The organism is Nocardiopsis sp. CNT312 (genome assembly GCF_000515115.1).
Classification (GTDB): Bacteria; Actinomycetota; Actinomycetes; order Streptosporangiales; family Streptosporangiaceae; genus Nocardiopsis.
Genome location: NZ_AZXF01000015.1, coordinates 25,772 through 41,537, shown reverse-complemented (window position 1 = coordinate 41,537; position 15,766 = coordinate 25,772). Strand labels below are relative to the sequence as shown.

Here is a 15,766-nt window from a genome sequence, read left to right as displayed (position 1 = left end):
ACCTCGCCCGCGACCACGACGGCGAACTCTGGGGTCCATCCCCGCGTGCGCGGGGAGCAGTCACCGCGCTCCGGCTCCCATTTTTCGATGTGGGGTCCATCCCCGCGTGCGCGGGGAGCAGTTTGGGGGTGGATCGCTGTCATCGTTGCAGGCGGGTCCATCCCCGCGTGCGCGGGGAGCAGGTCATCGTTGCAGGCGTTGGCGTAGCTTGGGTAGGTCCATCCCCGCGTGCGCGGGGAGCAGATCCAGCTGCTAGAACTGATGCTACGAACAGAGGGTCCATCCCCGCGTGCGCGGGGAGCAGTCTTGCTGACCTGCGTCTTTATACTCGCAGAGGGGCCGAATTTGCAAACTGTCGAGAGACAGACAAAAGGAACATAAAGTCCACTACCCCCAAAAACGCATCATCGACCAAACCTTCGACGCTTCGATGCCTTGCTCCACCCCTTCTTCACCTGGGCGGCATCGGCGCTCTTCGCCCGCGGGCGCTGGATCAGCATCATCCCCTCATGGTCCACCGGTTCCCATTTGTGATCGAAAGTCTCAAAAGTGAAGCCTTGCTCGCTGTTGGTCGAGTAGACCAACAGCGCTCGGCCGTTGCCCGCGTACGCCTGCACCTCCCCCCACAGGACCTCCCGAACGCGTGCGGACGGCCCACCGACGAAGACCCCGGGGGAGATCTCCAGCAGCCAACGGGTGAGCAGGCCACGCAGACCGGCCGAACATGTCGTCAGGACGATGACCGTCACCACATCACCCCGTAGTTCCTGCCTCCGGGAATGTCCACACCATCGTCGGTCTGTACACCCATACGATCAGGCTCCTCGATATCAACGCCAGGAGGAAGCAGAAGTCGCTTCACATCACTCACGCACCGGTCGAGCAGCCTCAACTCATGGACGCGGTCCCTGAGTGCGCGCCGCGTACGCGGCCCCACTTCCTCATCGCTCTCGGCGACCACGTCGAAGGCGACAGGGATGGCCACCTCCACCTTGTACAGGTCGGCGATGTCCAGGACGAACGACTGCTCATGGCCGGAGTGCACGAACCCCAGACCGGGCGTACAGCCCAGCGCCGCCACCACAGACTGTGCGATGCCGTAGAAGCACTGCGCCGCGGCGGTGACCGCCTGGTTCGGCGCATCGCCGGAGTCGAAGTCCCCAGGGGTGTACCGCCGCCCGTGCCAGGGCACCCCGCTCCGAGCCGACTGCTCCCGGTAGCACGCCTTGACCCGGTCCCCTTCCAGACCAAGCAACTGCCTGCGGCTCTTGCCCTCCACGTTCTCTCCCGGGAACCGCATCCGATACATGTTCCGCGCCACGTCGAGCCGGGTGCGCTGGTTGGCCCATGCTGTGGCCTGGGCCTGCACGAGGACGGACGACCGGGTCAGCGCCCGCCCTCCGGAGTAGTAGCGGACCCCGTGCTCACCCACCCACACCACACCCGTCCCACTGTCGCCCAGCAGGACCATGGCCTGGTGGGTGACACGTGTGCCCGGACCGAGGAGCAGGGTGCCGATCGTGGCCGAGGGGATGTGGCGCACGCCCTCGCCATCTTCGGCGGTGAGCGCGTTCGACTCCCGGTGCACCGTGCAGCGCTCCAGGTAGACGAACGAACTCCGATCGCCCACCCTGGTCAGCTCGCTGGGGCTCAGCGCCGCGCGCTTGCCGGGCGTGCTCACACCGGAGCCAGCGTCATCAACCCGCAGCCGTAGGCCTTGGCCCGGCCGATCCCGGAGACCAGAGCGTTCCGGAGGGCCTCGGGGTCGGTGACGCGCAGGCGCCCGTCGAAGGTGGCGCGTGTCAGCGGCACACGGTTACGCGCACCGCTGGCGCGTTCGACCTTGTCGAACCTGTGCGCCTGGCGATCGCGTACCACCAACTCGTAGGCGTCCTCGGGCCTGGGTACGCTCTCATCCTCCCTGCGCGGCACCTCGAACCCCAGGCGCTCCTGGCGTTCCAGAAGCCACCGCATCTGGTGCCGGGGCGTGACGTGCGCGGTGCGCTTGGTGGGCTGGCCGTCCTTGACCCGCACCGAGTGGACCGGGTTGGCGGTGAGCCGGAACGCCCACCTCTGCCCCTCGGCCAGCCGCTCCAGCAGCGGCGCGTACTCCCGCGTCTGCCAGGTGCCGGTCGTGGGCCAGCCCGCCTCCTCCACCAGGTGGGTGAGGTCGGGCTCGGCCGGACTGACCACGTACAGGTACACCTCCGCCTTGGCGTTGTGGTCCACCCGCCAGAGGACGCGCGCGCCGCTGGGGGCGCTGGGCACCTCCTCGGCGAACGCCGACATCACGGCGGCGTGGGTGACCTGGGGCGAAGACAGGACTTTCCGCGCACCGGCACGCGCGGTGTTGAAACGGAACCGGGTCAGGTACATCAGCCCTCCAGGGCTGCGAGGGGGTCATGGTGCTCGGGCTGTTCCGGGGGCGGGCCACCGACCCGCACCGGGGGACCGGCCGAGACGCCGCGCATCCGGTAGCGGCGGTGGCGGGGATCGAAGCTCTCCGGGAGGTCACGCAGGAGTTCGTCCGCCTGCTCCGACTCCCTTGTCTCGACGAACACGGGAAGCTCCGTCTCCCGGTCCTCCCACTCCGCGCGGTACCACGCGGATGCCTGCCAGGGCAGCACTTCCGTGTCCCCCAGGACGTCCTCCAGCCCTCCCGGGTGGACCCCGAGGTCGACGGGGCGGGAGGGCGGGCAGGAGCGGCGCCCCAGGTAGGGCAGGAAGTGCGGGGAGCGCACGGCCCGGTCCAGGGCGGACAGGACGTCCTCGTCGTCGCTCTCCACCCCCGCGACGAACACGGCGTCGGCCACGTAGAACCGTTCCGACACTGGCATCGAGTCACCGGTGACCAGGTGCCGTGCGGTCTGGTAGTCGCGTACTCGCGTCCCGGGCTGGTCGACGCGCACCCCGAACCGGAGCCCTGCCAGGTCGGCGGGGTCGGCGGTGCGCGGCCTGCCGAGGGCGGCTGCGAGGAGGCCGACGACACCGCTCTTGGTGGGGGTGTTCTCCGTGGTGCGCCGGGCGAAGCGCGCGGAGGCCCCCCAGGCCTGGAGCGGCCCCGCCAGACGCAGTGCGAGCACGCTCATGCGTCCCGGCCCAGCCGCTGGGAGACGGCGGCGCCCACCTCGGCCACCAGGTCCTTGAGCGAGGCGGCCTCCTGGGCACCGAGGTCGGCCAGGGGCGCGGTCCGCTCCCCCACCCGGACGGCCCACGCCGGCGCGTCCCCCGCCCCGTAGACGCGCTCGACCTCGGCGGCGTAGGCGGCGAGGGCCCGGCATGCGCCCTCGACGAACCCCTCTCCGGTGTCGCTGTCCACGGGTTTCTCAAACGCCCCGACGTAGCTGATCGGCCGCGCGTCGCGCAGCGTCACCACCACTGCGTCGGGCAGGGTGTGGTTGCCGAAGGTGTTCACCTTTCCGCTGGGCATGGAGGTGGCGAAGCCGCTGACGAACGCCTCGACGGCGCGCCGCACGGGTTCGGTGTCACCAGCGCCCTCCTTGATCCCCTGCCCCAGGTTCTCGGCGAGGCGGTCGACGTCCACGGCCGCGTACCGGTACAGGGTCGCGGAGTTGAAGTCGATGGTGCCGATCATCCCGGCGCCGGTCTCCTCCTCGGGGTTGGCGTCGTCCACGGCGGTGTAGTAGTCGGACTCGCTGTCGACCTCGTGGACGCTGATGGCGTGCGCCACCTGGGTGGCGGCGTCGACGTTGATGTCGGCTCCGTCGGCGACCATCCGGCCGAACAGGGCGATGTCCACCGAGTGCCCGGTGTCGGCGATGCTCTTGGCCCTGGCCTTGTTCTCCTTGTCCTTGAGGAAGGCCTTGATGTCGTCCCTGCCCTCCACCGCCAGGGCAGCCAGGCCGTCGCGCTGCCGGGCGCTGAGGAACATCAGGTAGCCGGACTCGGGCGCGGGCGCGGGCTCACCGGCCTTCTTGGCCGCCTTCACCTTGCGCTCGACGGCCTCGACCTTGGCGCCGGTGGCGGCCTGGACGGTCTGGGCGGCCAGGTCCCAGGCCTGCGTCCTCTCGATACCGGGGTCCAGTTCGACGATTCGCTTGGCGACGAACTCGGCGACGCGCTTGGTCCGGGTGCCGAGCTCCTGGGGGTCGAGCAGATCCTGGAAGCTCTCCCGGGTGGCGCGCTTCCACGCCTGGCTGGAAACCCGGGCGCGGCGCACCCCTCCGTACACGGCGGTCTTGGGGCTCCCCGTGTCGTCCCTGTTCAAGTTGCTCGGCGGGACGGTCTGGAGGACGTGCAGGTCGATGATGGTTCGGCTCACTGGTGTTCCTTCTCAGAGGCGGTGGTCGTGTCGTCGGAGGCCGTGCCGTCGTTCTTGGCGGGGCGGTAGGAGACGAATCCGTGCCCCCACTCGTTGCGGACCCGGGTGATGCCTCGGGGTTCCTGGGCTTGGAAGAGCTGGTCGGCGAGCAGGCCGTAGTCGAGCGCTACGCGGTTGCGGCGCAGGTGGGCGACGATCTGGCGCAGTTCACCCACCCGGGTGCGCAGGGAACTCGCCTGGGCGGCCTTCTTCAGCCGGTTGTGCAGGGCGGTGTCGATCTCACCGCTCCCCATACAGGCGCGCACCGCCCAGCCCAGGCCGTAGTGGGGACGGCGGCCGCGATCGCCGTCGAGGTAGCGGACCCGGCGGTGCATCCGGTTCTCATCCCCTCCCGAGGCGCCGCGCAGGGACTGCTGGTGGAGGGCGAACAGGCTGAGGGCGGCGTGGACCGCCTCTTCGGCCCGGTCCTGCCGATCGCGGCTCCACCCCGGGGCGGCGTAGGCGTGGGAGTCGACGGTGAGCCCCCACAGTTGCGGGCACTCCCCGAAGGTCTTGCCCGCTCCGCCGCGCAGTCGCGCGAGGGCGGCGACCGCTTCGGAGCGGTCGGCGAGGTAGCCCCTCAAAAGGTCCTCGACACGGTCGCTGACCGCGTTGCCGACCGGGCCGAGATCGCTGCGGCCCCTCTCCCCCGGTTCCGGTCGTCGCGCTTCTTCGACCCGTTCGGCCTGCTCTGTCTGTGTCATGTCCATCCGGTGTCAGTTCGTGGCGGCGGGTTCGGTGGCGGGCAGCAGCCGCGCCAGTTCACGGCGGAATCGGCTCCTGGCCTGCGGGGTGCTCAGCCAGAGTTCTCCCGAGCCGGTCTTGACCACACGCCCTTCCCAGGCGGCGGGGCCGGCGGTGTCGGCGAGTTCGTCGCCGATACGGCGGATCTGGTCGCGCAGTGTGTGCTGCCACCGCTCCCGTGCCCGGTCGGGGTCGGTGTCGGAGTCGAGTGAGGCCAGCCAGCGCCGGTAGTGGCCGTCGAGCTGCCCGTAGCCGCGGTCGCGTGCGGCGTCGCGCCGGGGCGCCGGTTCGTTTCCGGCCGCCCGGGCGAGGTCCTGGGCGAGGACGCCGAGGATCTCCACGGCCTTGTGGGCGTCGTCCACGGCGTTGACGGCCTGTTGGCGCAGTCCTTCGCACCGGTCGTCGAGGAGGACCAGAGCCATGGTGACGTCGTCGTCGACCACCTCGTCGACGACGGATTGCTGGGTGCCGTAGAGGGCGCCGACCAGGCGGGCCCGGACCCGTTTGTCCTTGTCCTGGAGAAAGCCTTCGGTCACCAGCCAGTCCACCCAGTCCAGGAGGCGCGGTCGGAGGAAGTCGCTGGAGGAGCCCTGGACCCGGTCGGTGATGAGCGAGGCGAGGCCGCGCCAGGCGCTGCGCGCGGGATCGTGTTCGCGCGGCATGTACACCAGGGGCATCTTGTGCTTCTTCTCCTGGGCCTGGCTGCGCCGCCATCCGGTCATGGGTTCCTGGCGGTGGCGGTGCTCATGGGGGGTGAGGCGGTCGCCGTAGGCGAGCAGGACCCCGTAGACGCCGTCGGTGTCGAAGTGCAGGCGGACGCGGCGGCTCTGCCAGGTGTAGAGGTCGCGGACACCGTGGGGTCGGTAGGCGGCCTCGACGGGTTTCAGGGGGCCGGGGCCCGGCGGGTCGTGGCGCCAGGCCGGGGCGTCGGCCTCATCGGCGCGGATCTGGTCGTATTCGGAGGCCATGAGGTTGAGCAGGAGTGATTCGCGCAGGTCGGCGGCTTGGACCATGACCCCGCCGAGGTTTCCGGCCCAGGCGACGCCCTGCGGGTAGCCTTTGCCGCCCTTGACCCGGTGGTCGCCGACGGCGCCGGACTTGATTCCGGAGGTGTCGAAGGCGTGGGCGTGGACGAGCCAGCGGGCGGCCTCGGCGAAGCCGAGCCGCCGCGCTCCGTGGGCGCGCATGGTGAAGAAGCGGTTGCCGTTGGGGACGTCGGCGACGATGCGGTCCAGGGAGGAGTGTTCGCCCTTGTCGGTGTGGAGCCCGGCGACCTGGAAGAACGGTGTCTCGGGGTGGAGGAGGTCGAAGCGCTCGCGGTGGCGGTCGAGGTAGTCGTCGATCCGCTCGCACGGGAGCGCGTCGGCCTCCCAGAGCTCACACCAGTCGTCGGCGTCGCGGGGTCCGTCCACGGCGTCGTGGAGGATGGCGAGCAGGAGCCGGAAGAGCGCGAACTCCTGGGTGGACAGGTCGCCGACCAGGCGGACCAGGTCCGGGGCCTGGTGGAACACCTCGCGGAGTGAGAGTTCGTCCTCGGTGCCATTGGGGCGCAGGACACGGATCCATGGATGTGTGGTCAGGTCGAACGAGGGGGGCCGCTCGGGGGCGGGGTTGTCGTTCAGGGGTTCACTGGGCACGGCTCACCTTCAACCCGTCGCTGCGGCTGTAGTGGAGAAGGAATCCTGACAATTGCCTACGACATTCCTCGTCGAGGATCAGGAGGAGTTCGCCCGCCAGCCAGTGGCATTCCTTGGCCTGCCAAGCGGGGAAAACGTCATCTTCGAGTTCTTCGATTGCTTTCATGGCGGTTTGCTCGAAAGTGAATTCGAACGGAAGGCGCAGTCCGCACGCCGCGACCGTGCGGGCGAGTTCGTCGGGCGGGACCGCCTCGGTGGGCAGTTCCCGGCCGCCCCGGCCCTCGGACAGCCAGGGGACGGTGGCGACGGTGCCGTCCACGCGCCGCTGTAGCACGAGGACCTCGATCGTGTCCGGGGTGTCACGGACCTGCTGCCGACCGGCCCGGGTGTCGTCGGCGTCACCCGCCCCGGCGGCCACCCAGCCCACCAGGGACCGGCCGTCCCTGCCCACGTCACCGAGGAGGAAACCCTCGGCCTTGTGGCGCTGTTCGGCCAGGGAGACCTCGAAGCCCTCCCGCTGCCGATCGATCGCGCTGTGCCAGCCTCGCGGCCCGAGAGGAGCGTCCCCGTACACCGCCTGCACGAGCGGGCTGATGTCGTCGGGAAGGGACACGGCAGAGGCCGCGGCGTCGCCGGTGTCGGCGGCGGCCAGACGGCCCTCCAGCACGGCCGCCGTACGCAACAGCAGGTAGGGCCCGTAGATCTTCGCGCCGCTGAGGGGCGTGGGGACGCCGGACGACCAGTCCGCTCCGGTGACGATGCAGCGGGCGGTGCGCAGACGCGGCGGACGGTCGCCCTGCCCGCTCCCCCGCATGTGCCGGTGGAGGCGGCCCATGCGCTGGAGCATGAGGTCGACCGGGGCGAGGTCGGTGACGAGCAGGTCGAAATCGATGTCCAGGGACTGCTCGGCGACCTGGCTGGCGACGACCACGTGCGGGCCGGTCGGCCTCCCTCCGTCCAGTTCGGCGACCTCGTCCGGGCTGCCGAAGCGCCGCAGCAGGTCCTCGTCGTTGGCCGCCCGGTCCAGGTCCAGGAAGCGGGCGTGGGCGACGGTGACGCTCTCATGGCCGAAGCGCTCGCGGAGCCTTTCGGCGGTGTCGTGGACCCTGGCGACGGTGTTGCGGATGACCAGGGCGTTGCCGCCGTCGGCGAGTTCGGCGGACAGGCGTTCGGCGAGGGCGTCGAGGCCGTCGCCGAGGCGTTCCAGGGACACGCGGGTCGAGCGCCCGGAGGCCGCCGGACGGTACAGCGCCGGCGCCCCTCCCCTCTTCACTGCGGTGACCAGGGGGTAGGCGTCCTCCTGTGCCAGGGGGGCGAAGTCCGCATCGCTGGAGCGCACACCCGCGTAGGCCTCGGCGAGGGCCCGGCGCCGACGCGCGGGAAGCGTCGCCGACAGCACCACCACGGGCACCCCGTAGGCGCCCAGCCACGACAGGGACCGGTCCAGGTAGCGTCCCATGTAGGTGTCGTAGGCGTGGGCCTCGTCGACCACCACGACCTTGCCCGCCACGGCCAGGTGCCGCAGCGCCAGGTGGCGGGTCTTGAGTCCGACGAACAGCAGTTGGTCGATGGTGCCGACCGCGAAGGAGGCGAGCATCCCCTTCTTACGGCCGCGGAGCCAGTGGTGGGCGACCAGTTCGGCGGAGGTGCGCACCTCGTCCGCGCGGTGGTCCCAGTGGTCGGTACCGCCGTCCGGGTCAATGTGGGCGCTGCGGCCGCTCGACCACATCAGGCGGGTGAAGTCCCTGTTGAGCGCGGCCTTGGAGTGGGCCAGGTGCACCGAGTGGCGCGTGTGCCCCTCGGGCACGGGCAGGCGTTCCAGCCAGGAGAGGAGCCGGGGGAACATCGCGTTGCCGGTGGCCATGGTGGGCAGCGCGAAGAAGCAGCCGCCCGCGCCGGTGTGCGCGGCGAGGATCTCGGCGGCGGCCAGGGCGGCCTCGGTCTTGCCCTCGCCCATGGGCGCCTCCACCATGAGCAGACCCGCACCGCCGAGGTCGCGGGCGGCCGTGACGGCGGCCTCCTGGACGGGGCGGACCTTCGCCCCCGGGGGAAGGTCGAAGCGGGCCTCGAACAGGTCGCCGGTGTCCGGTCCGGGGTCCCGGGGCCGCCAGGGGGCGGGCAGGTCGAGGAGGCGCCAGGCGTGCTCGGCGCGGTCGGGGTCGTGCTGGCGGTCGCCCGGGAAGAGGGGGAAGAGATCGGGGTTGGAGGCGATCCAGTCGGCGGCGATGACCACTGCGGTGAGCAGCACCTGGACGGGCTGCGGGAGTTTGACGCCCGACCACTCCGCCAGGTGATCCGCCGCTCCGGTGGCGGCGGCCGCGTGGTCGAGGAGTTCGTACTGGACCGCCTTCCACTCGGGTTCGCTGCCACGGGTCCGCAGCATGTGGGGGTGGCTCCGCAGGGCCTCGATAGCGCCCGCCTCGGGCGGGACCCCGTGGTGTCCGCCGGCCACGATGGTGAACGGCAGGGTGGCGCGCTTGGCCCAGCCGTGGCGCTCCACGAGCCACTCCTGGATCAGGAGTTGCCCGGCCAGGCCGTGGGGGGCGAGTTTGCGGTCCTGTCTGATCCGCTTCTCCAGCGGGACGTCGAGACCGTGGCGCCGCATCGGGTCCGCGAGCTGCTCGACCTGGCAGGCGAACGCGGGGGTGGCCTTGCCGATGTCGTGGGTGCAGGCGAGGAACACCGTCAGGGTCCGGGCGGTGCCGGCCCCGCCCTGGAGTGCGTCGGCGATGCGGCGGCGCACCTGGTCGGGAAGCCAGTGGTCCCAGAGGCGGCCCGCGACGGCGGCGCTGTCGGCCATGTGCCGCCACAGCGGCAGCCAGCCGTCGGTCCGGCGGTCGTGCTTGGCCCACACCGAGCGGGCTGGAGCGGACAACGTGCCTGGCCAGGGGGTTGATGAGGGGGGTTCGGTCACGGGGGCATCCCATCAGATCCCCGGGGACCGTGTACCGAAAACCGTGGAGATGGCCGGATCCGGCCATGTTCCGCTGCTTCCACCAAAAGCAAAGTCCGCCCTCCCAACGCTCTCATCTGGGAAGACGGACCCATCCCCGCGTGCGCAGGGAGCACTGTGAGTAACCTTTCCTTGCTAGGTGTTAGCTTGGTCCATCTCCGCGTGCGCGGAGCTCCGCAACATCACACGCACCAGTGTACGATCCGAGGTGTCCACTTCAAGATCTTGAACAGTTAACACCTAGCAAGATCATCACCATTGATGCTCATCGAGCCAGGAGGCCAACAACACATGCCCCCCCAAGTCCTTCAGCGCCCCCGATGGCCACATCTCCTCCCGCACAGCCATCATTCTGGCCCTCTCCCTCATCTCCGCCGGTATCGTCTTCGCCCTACTCTGGTGGGGAGGTGACCATCCGGCAAAAGCCGGCGTCTTTGCTCTCGGCGCAGCAGGCGCTGCCTTCTTCTCCTTCGAGAAACTCATCAGTTAGTCCCGATGCCACACCTTCCGTTCCCGCACGCACGCGGGCCAGCCCTCTCAGAGGTGTTCCCGTCCGCACAGTTCGACATCCCACCGAAACCGCGTCCAAGAACTGTTGGTGCCCCGGGGGGAACCCATGTGGCCGCCCTCGACGACGGCACGGAAGACCTCGGGTGCGTCGGACTCGGTGTATTTGCGCCCGGTACCCGAGACCTCGCGCATGAGGATGCGCTTCGGGTCAGAGAAACGCCCGGTGTCCTTACCCAGGTACTTGGAGGGCACTTTCCATGCCCTCACCACCGAGGACAGCGCACCGGGGAAGAGCAGCATCCACGCCTCCATCTCAGCGACCGCCAAGACGTAGTGCCCGTGGCCCATCTGACGGCGGATCTCCTCTTCGACGCGCCGGTGGGCCTCCCGGTAGGCGGGGCCGTCGACAGCATCGAAGTCCTCGTGCACGTAGAGGCAGGTGACCCGAGTCCCCGGCCCCTGCTTCTCCGCGACACCCTCGGCCTTGTTGAGGACAGCGCGGACCCGTTTGGCGAGGTTGTCTCCGGTGGCCCTGTGCAGGCGGACGGTGTCGCGGATCTGCACGATACTGCCGCGCAGGCTGGGCTCTTCCTTCTCCAAGAGGGTCTTCAGGCTCTCCCGGTCGTTGCGGTCCTCACCCGCGATGACCACGACGGAGCGGGGACGGCTCTTACGCCGGTTCTGGGACCGACCGCTCATAGACCGCCGCCCAGGACACCTGAGAACCAGAGTTCGCCCAGGGGGAGGCCCTCGCTCCGCTCCACGATGGCTTCCAACCGGTCACGGGTGAGGGCTGGAATCCGGGAGGCCCCGTCACCGTCGCGTTCACAGATGATGAGTTCTTCCGGCCTGAGTCTGTCGGCCAGGGCCGGCGAGTGGGTCGCTATGAGGAACTGGGTGTGCTCGCTCGCCTCGCGCATCCGTTCCACCAGGAGTTCCAGCGCCTGCGGGTGGAGCCCGTGGTCGATCTCCTCGATACAGGTCAGGGCAGGCGGGTTCGGGTCGTACAGAAGCGCGAGGAGACCGAGGAGGCGGATGGTCCCGTACGAGGCGTCGGCGAGTTCGGTGGGTACACGGAGGCCGGCTTCATGGAGAACCACGATGACCTCACGCGCCGCCCCGGAGGGGAACACGAAGTCGATCTCTTCGAGTTGGGGCAGCACGGCTCTGGCATCGGCCACCAACCGCCGCCACACATCCGGATCGTTCCTTTTGAGGGTGAAGAGGAAGAGTGCGAGATTCGATGCGTTCTCCTCAAGGGTGGTTCCCGGAAGAACGCTGGACAAGCGCGAGGGGAAACGGGCCGAGGACACGTCCACGTCGAATACCCGGAACGAGGCCAGCGCCTCGGCCACTGCGGCGACCTCGTTGCCACCGGCGTCGTCGCTCAGGCGTGGAAGGGTGGACAACCCACTGCTGAAGCGTTGCAGGCCGATGGAGTGCACGTCCTCATTCCCGCCCTGGCGCATATCCACGACCTGGGCCTCCTTGCCCTGGATGGTGATGCGCCGCCCTCGCCCCTTGACCCGCTTGAACTGGAAGCTCTCCTGCCGGGAGAGCACGAACCGTTCGTCCCTCTTTCTCCGTTTAATCTCAAGTTCGTACTCGTCCGGAGCTCCGGGGCTGCTGTGCCTGGTCCAGGTCGCCTTGAGCCGGATACGGATGAGTCCCGGCGTGCGCGAGCCTCCACGAAACGCTGTGCTCTCGAAACCTCCGCGCGCCGCGAGTGCCGGTTCGATGTCGGTCTGGATGATGTCGGCCAGGAACCGGAAGACGTCCAGAAGGTTGGTCTTACCTGCTCCGTTCGGCCCCACAAGGACATTGAGCGGACCAAGCGGAATGCTGGCCTGGCGCAGACTCCGGAAGTTCTGGACTTCGAGTTCCAGCAAGCGCTTGTGCATAGCTCCCAGCGTTCATTGTCGTCATTCCGAGCCACCCGAAAACGAAGATGGCTTCTCAGGCCCTCACACTCGCCCAAGGGGATACATTTCCATCACGGTCAGAACACCGGTATGAGCGGGTCTGTCCCCCATGTGCGCAGGGAGCAGGTCGGCGAGTTCCAGTGGGGATCCCTGCCAGCGGGTCCATCCCCGCGTCCGCGGGGCTCACCCTACCGGCGAGGCGCACCAGCCAACCTGGACCGCCCCATCCCCGCGTCCGCGGGGCTCACTGCAGAGCGTCAGGTCCCGGAACGAGCACGTTCGGTCCATCCCCGCGTGCGCGAGGCTCACAGCAAACGAACTGGGACAACGCAGAGCTTTATCTTCTTGAGACATAGCCCCCGCGTGAGCACCAAAAGCCTACTGCCCCAGTCACAGTCAGGTGTCGGGGTCGCGGTAGGGGTCGATGAGTGCCCACACCGTCAGCGGGCCACCTTGGAAGCCGGTCCACCACCACCGCTCCGACAGAGCCGCCACCAGGTGCAGGCCGCGCCCGCCCGAAAGCGGCCCGGCCGGGTCACCGGCCAGGGCGGGCACGGTGGCCTCCCGTCCCGGACGGGGGCCGTCGTCGGTCACCGACAGCAGCACGATGTGGGCGGGCATCGTCTCCGCGGTGATCCGCACGCGCCCGCACCGCTGGCCCGAGGCGCTGTGCCGCACCGCGTTCGTCACCAGTTCGCTGGCCACCAGCAGTACAGGGAACATCCGGTGGGCGGGCAGGCGCGTGCCCTGCTGGCACCAGCTCCGGACGCGGGCCACCTGGTCGTAGGTCCCGCCGAAGGAGGCGGCGCGCACCCCCGGGCGCGGGCCAGGCACCCTGCGGGGCAGAGCGGCGGGAACAGGCGCCCCCTGGTTTTGCGGCTGACGCGGTGGCGGGATCTCAAAATCAGGCATGGCGGCCTCCAGACAGCGATCGAACTCCGTGGGCTCTCCTCGAACGCGCGGACGAGACCCGCCAGCCACGCTGGCAACCGGCAGGCCATCCGCACGCGGCAAGCAGACCCGTGACTCTGGGCAAGAGGCGAGCGCACTCTCGGTGATCTCCATGATGCGCGACAGGAAATTTCCATGCAAGCAGTTCTTGGAAATTTCCAAGACATCTGTCGAAGATGTCCCCAGGCAACTGACTTCACGGGATACTGGGGGACTGGCGGGAGTCCGAGACGGTCACGGAGGGACATACATGCCTCAGGAGCAACACGGCCCTGTCGCCAGTCGTCTACTGCTGGGTAGGGCTCTCCAGCAGCTCAGAGACGAGGCCGGGATGAGCGGGGCCGAGGTCGCCGAGCTAATGGGGTTCGGAGCGGCCAAGCTGTCGAAGATCGAGCGAGGCCAGACAAGTGTCTCGAAGGCAGACCTCCACCTGTTCTTCCAGGTCCTGAACGTCAGCGAGGACGTACGCCCCACCCTGCTGGAGCTCGGATCTCAGTCACGCAGGCCGCGGCGCAACCGCACGACCACGTTCGAGCAGGAGCTCCCCGGAAGGAATTTCGAGAAGTACCTGGGATTGGAGGAGATCGCGCTTGGCATCAAGGACTGGCACCCCTACCTGCTTCCAGGGCTCCTCCAAACCCCCGAGTACGCCCGCACCCTGATCTCCGCCAACCCGCTACTGCTCCCCGACCAGGTCGACCACCTTGTCCAGCTCCGCTTGAAGCGCCAACAAGCACTCCACCGCACAGACGAACCCCTCCAGTTGTGGTCGATCGTGGAGGAGTACGCGCTTCGCCGCATCCTCGGCGATAGAGAGATCCGTGACGACCAGCTACGCCATCTGCTCGCAATGGGGCACAAGCCCAACATCAACATCCAGGTCATTCCCGACTCCGCAGGTGCGCACCCCGGTTTGGACGGCGGCTTCGCGATCCTCGACGCCGGGAACCATCTGCCGCCGGTGGTCTACATCGACAGCCGGGGCATGAACACCTACGTCGAATCCGTGACCGAACTGGCCGCCTACAAAGCGACCTACGACCACATCCAGTCCGCCGCGCTCTCCCCGATACAGTCGGCCGAGGCCATCACGGCGATTCTGGAGGAAACCCGATGAGATGGACCAAGTCCAGCTACAGCAGCACCGGGGCGACGTGCGTCCAGGTACGGGTCCCGCGCGCGGGCGCGGTCGAGATCGGTGACACGAAGGACCCCCACGGCCCCACCCTGACCGTCCCCGCCCGGGACTGGGACCACTTCCTCGACCAGGTCGCACGCGGCACCACCGGCTTCGCGCGCCTGCGCGCCGCGTTCCCGCCCGGCGGCGGCTTCACCCTCACCGACACCGCCGACCCGCACTCCCCCGCCCTCGTCTACACGCAGGCCGAGTGGGACGCCTTCAAGCTCGGCGTCGACGCCGGAGAGCTGCGCAGCCACGACCCGCGCGGCGTCCCCGTGGGCTGAACCCCCCGCGGCCCGCCGGGCGCCCCGTCTGTGACGGGGTGCCCGGCGGGCTCCGTCGTCCCTGTCGACGTCCCTGTTCCGTACCTGGGTTCCTTGTGGTGTATCTTCGAAAACGATAACCGTTTTCACTACTGGCCGCAGCCACAGGAAGGGGATCCCCATGCGAGTGGTCCTGGTCGTGGGCATGCACCCGGCGGCGCGCCGACGCACCGTCGACGCACTGCTGGCGGTGTCGACCGGATCGGTCGCCGTCCACCACGACATGTCCGACATCGGAGAGGGCGCGGTCCGCTGCCTCACCTGGGACGGCGACGGCACCAGCCACAGCAGCGAGGTGAGCCTCGCCCACCCGTGCGCCTCGTGCACCCTGCGCGAGAGCCTCCTCCCCCTCCTGGTCGACCTGGCCGCGCAGGGCAGACACGACCTGTGCGTCGTGGAGGCCTGGGACACGATCGAACCGCAGCTGATCTCCGAGACCATCGCGGACCAGCCGTCCCTGCGCCTGACCGGGGTCGTCACGGCGGTCCAGGCCGAACTGGCCACCGACGACCTGCGCAGCGACGACGAACTGGCCGACCGGGGCCTGGACATCGCCGAGGACGACGAGCGGTCGGTCTCGGAGGTCCTCGCCCGGCAGGTCGAGTACGCCTCGGTGATCACCGTGCAGGGCACCGCGGACCTGGAGCGCACCCAAGCCCTGCTCGGCCAGCTCAACCCCGCCGCCGCCCTCACCACCGCCGGTCCAGCGCTGGCCGAGCTGTGCCGGGGGCGGTTCGACACCGATTCCGCCGCCGCACGCTGCAACCCGGCCTGGGCCCAGTACGGCGACCGCGCGGAGGGCCGAGTGCGGACCCTGGCCTGGACGCGGACCCGCCCCCTGCACCCCCAGAGGTTCGCCGACGCGCTCGAGCGGATCACCTCCTTCGGGCTGCGCGGTCGCGGGCGCTTCTGGCTGGCCGGGCAGGACGACACCCTCCTGGTGTGGGAGTCCTACGGAGACCTGATGGTGGTGGAGAACGCCGGGCCGTGGCTGGGCTCCCTGCCCGAGGCGGCCCTCGACCTCGTGCCGCAGGCCCGGCGCCTGTCCGCGCAGGCCGACTGGCTGCCGGAGATCGGGGACCGCCGCCAGCACATCGCCTTCACCGGTATCGACCTGGACGTGCCGGCCCTGACCGCGCTGCTGGACTCCTGCCTGGTGGACGAGGCGGAGCCGGTCCCGCAGCGGCAGAGCGACCCCTTCACCGAACTCCTGGAGCGTTGAGAG

The 15,766-nt window shown here is 69.4% G+C and carries 14 protein-coding genes and 1 CRISPR repeat array (1 of these 15 only partly in view); of the genes, 3 read left to right on the top strand and 11 right to left on the bottom strand.

The features are described 5' to 3' along the window. Positions 1-304: direct repeats of the CRISPR family, unit length 28 nt; unit sequence GGTCCATCCCCGCGTGCGCGGGGAGCAG; it reaches 1,191 nt to the left of the window's first position. A 100-nt stretch (positions 305-404) separates the two neighbouring features. The 11 genes from cas2e to B042_RS0106480 form a co-directional block, all read right to left on the bottom strand. Then, complete coding sequence (cas2e, locus tag B042_RS0106535) at positions 405-749, bottom strand: type I-E CRISPR-associated endoribonuclease Cas2e (protein WP_028647604.1); 345 nt, start codon at positions 747-749, stop codon at positions 405-407. Next, positions 746-1,681 carry a type I-E CRISPR-associated endonuclease Cas1e gene (gene cas1e / locus B042_RS0106530; protein WP_028647603.1) on the bottom strand — a complete coding sequence of 312 codons (936 nt, stop codon included), beginning with the start codon at positions 1,679-1,681 and terminating at the stop codon, positions 746-748. The genes cas2e and cas1e overlap by 4 nt, the downstream gene beginning before the upstream one ends. After that, positions 1,678-2,376, bottom strand: coding sequence for a type I-E CRISPR-associated protein Cas6/Cse3/CasE (gene cas6e / locus B042_RS0106525; protein WP_028647602.1), 699 nt, complete (start codon positions 2,374-2,376; stop codon positions 1,678-1,680). The genes cas1e and cas6e overlap by 4 nt, the downstream gene beginning before the upstream one ends. Further along, positions 2,376-3,089 carry a type I-E CRISPR-associated protein Cas5/CasD gene (gene cas5e / locus B042_RS0106520; protein WP_028647601.1) on the bottom strand — a complete coding sequence of 238 codons (714 nt, stop codon included), beginning with the start codon at positions 3,087-3,089 and terminating at the stop codon, positions 2,376-2,378. The genes cas6e and cas5e overlap by 1 nt, the downstream gene beginning before the upstream one ends. Beyond that, positions 3,086-4,282, bottom strand: a complete 1,197-nt coding sequence (cas7e, locus tag B042_RS0106515) for a type I-E CRISPR-associated protein Cas7/Cse4/CasC (protein WP_028647600.1) — start codon at positions 4,280-4,282, stop codon at positions 3,086-3,088. Before cas7e ends, cas5e begins: the two co-directional genes overlap by 4 nt. After that, on the bottom strand, positions 4,279-5,025 hold the full coding sequence (gene casB / locus B042_RS22150; RefSeq protein WP_081748641.1) for a type I-E CRISPR-associated protein Cse2/CasB: 747 nt from the start codon (positions 5,023-5,025) through the stop codon (positions 4,279-4,281). Before casB ends, cas7e begins: the two co-directional genes overlap by 4 nt. A 12-nt stretch (positions 5,026-5,037) precedes the next feature. Next, positions 5,038-6,702, bottom strand: a complete 1,665-nt coding sequence (gene casA / locus B042_RS0106505; protein WP_028647599.1) for a type I-E CRISPR-associated protein Cse1/CasA — start codon at positions 6,700-6,702, stop codon at positions 5,038-5,040. Then, complete coding sequence (cas3, locus tag B042_RS0106500) at positions 6,692-9,577, bottom strand: CRISPR-associated helicase Cas3' (RefSeq protein ID WP_255342303.1); 2,886 nt, start codon at positions 9,575-9,577, stop codon at positions 6,692-6,694. The genes casA and cas3 overlap by 11 nt, the downstream gene beginning before the upstream one ends. 615 nt (positions 9,578-10,192) lie before the next feature. After that, positions 10,193-10,864: a DUF4276 family protein gene (locus tag B042_RS0106490; protein WP_231493854.1), complete on the bottom strand. Its 672-nt coding sequence runs from the start codon at positions 10,862-10,864 to the stop codon at positions 10,193-10,195. After that, complete coding sequence (locus B042_RS0106485) at positions 10,861-12,066, bottom strand: AAA family ATPase (RefSeq protein ID WP_028647596.1); 1,206 nt, start codon at positions 12,064-12,066, stop codon at positions 10,861-10,863. Before B042_RS0106485 ends, B042_RS0106490 begins: the two co-directional genes overlap by 4 nt. Before the next feature lie 417 nt (positions 12,067-12,483). After that, the gene (locus B042_RS0106480; RefSeq protein WP_081748630.1) at positions 12,484-12,999 is read right to left on the bottom strand and encodes an ATP-binding protein; all 516 of its coding nucleotides are present in this window, start codon (positions 12,997-12,999) and stop codon (positions 12,484-12,486) included. A gap of 289 nt (positions 13,000-13,288) precedes the next feature. Here B042_RS0106480 and B042_RS0106475 point away from each other — a divergent pair, with 289 nt between their 5' ends. The 3 genes from B042_RS0106475 (at position 13,289) to B042_RS0106465 (ending at position 15,763) form a co-directional block, all read left to right on the top strand. Continuing rightward, on the top strand, positions 13,289-14,155 hold the full coding sequence (locus B042_RS0106475; protein WP_028647594.1) for a helix-turn-helix transcriptional regulator: 867 nt from the start codon (positions 13,289-13,291) through the stop codon (positions 14,153-14,155). After that, a complete protein-coding gene (locus B042_RS0106470) occupies positions 14,152-14,502 on the top strand; it encodes a DUF397 domain-containing protein (protein WP_028647593.1) in 351 nt (116 codons plus the stop codon). The genes B042_RS0106475 and B042_RS0106470 overlap by 4 nt, the downstream gene beginning before the upstream one ends. 160 nt (positions 14,503-14,662) lie before the next feature. Further along, the gene (locus B042_RS0106465; RefSeq protein ID WP_028647592.1) at positions 14,663-15,763 is read left to right on the top strand and encodes a GTP-binding protein; all 1,101 of its coding nucleotides are present in this window, start codon (positions 14,663-14,665) and stop codon (positions 15,761-15,763) included. Positions 15,764-15,766 lie beyond the last annotated feature (3 nt).